The following is a 1,009-nucleotide window of genomic DNA, read 5'->3' as shown; positions in this document are numbered from 1 at the left end:
ATACCAATTTAATATGAAGCTGCATAGAATAGGGCTTCAAGAATAAACTTGTAAGATGACAACGAACTAATTTGCTCAGAAGTGATTTTTTCAAGAACTTGTTTCAAGCGCTCTCGTAATTGATCGAGTGTTGTAAAAACCTCTCCAACAAGTTGCTGTTTGATATATTCCCAGACCCTTTCAATTGGATTAAGTTCTGGACTATGTGAGGGTTGACAGACAGGAATTAAATTTTCGGGCCATGAGAGCTCATTAGTGATATGAGCACCCGCTTGATCCATCTGAATGAGGGCAATATCTTCACCCAATTGTAGAGAAAGAGCGTCAATAAATTGCTGAAAATCTTCTCCGTTAAGATGAGCATATTCTTGGCAAAAATGCCAGCCACTCAATGGTTCGACTACCCCATACAACCAAAAATTTTCACGTTTCCACAGTATGGGAGCAACTGGTTTTACCCCCCTGGCTGTAATTACTTTTCCTGTCAATGTTTTCAATCCCAACCGGGTAACATCAAGGCACAAATATCGTAGCCTTTTACCCTTGCCCAAATAATTTTGAAACGTCAATACTGCTGGAATGATGTTTTTTTAAAAAGTTCCACTGCTTTTACGTCCTGTAAAGCACTTTGCGGACGTGGGACTTTGAGTTTTGCTTGGAAGCGATAATGCACCCAGGCATAGACTGTTGCATAAGTAAGGAATAGATTATACTCGCTTTTGAGCCATTCCACAATTTCCCCGTAGCTTTTGAAAGGGACTCCTGTTGCTAAACGTTCTTTTAGTCCTGCTAATGCCTCCATAGTCAAGTGTGGTACTTGTCCAGGGGCTTTTTTCACCAACAATAATTCCGACAATCCACCCCGTCGATACTTTTGTAACCAGCGAGTTATCGTAGATTTGTCTCTACCCAAACGATTCGCTAATTCTTGGTGCTGCTGTACTTGCCCTGTTTTTAACCACCATAATACTTGTATTCGTTCTTTCTGACTCGCTGTACGAGTATTTTT

Annotated in this window: 2 protein-coding genes; both read right to left on the bottom strand. The window is 40.6% G+C overall.

Annotated elements, in window-relative coordinates; all coding sequences use genetic code 11:
- Positions 1–8: 8 nt before the first annotated feature.
- Positions 9–551: an IS630 family transposase gene (locus QUA25_RS29350; protein WP_333043227.1), complete on the bottom strand. Its 543-nt coding sequence runs from the start codon at positions 549–551 to the stop codon at positions 9–11.
- Positions 552–565: 14 nt separating this feature from the next.
- Positions 566–1,009, bottom strand: a 444-nt coding sequence (locus tag QUA25_RS29345) for a helix-turn-helix domain-containing protein (protein ID WP_333043226.1), incomplete at its 5' end; no start/stop codon positions are given.

The organism is Microcoleus sp. Pol17C6 (assembly GCF_036701145.1).
GTDB lineage: Bacteria > Cyanobacteriota > Cyanobacteriia > Cyanobacteriales > Microcoleaceae > Microcoleus.
The sequence above is the reverse complement of the archived record's forward strand: the minus strand, read 5'-3'. Positions and strand labels throughout refer to the sequence as shown.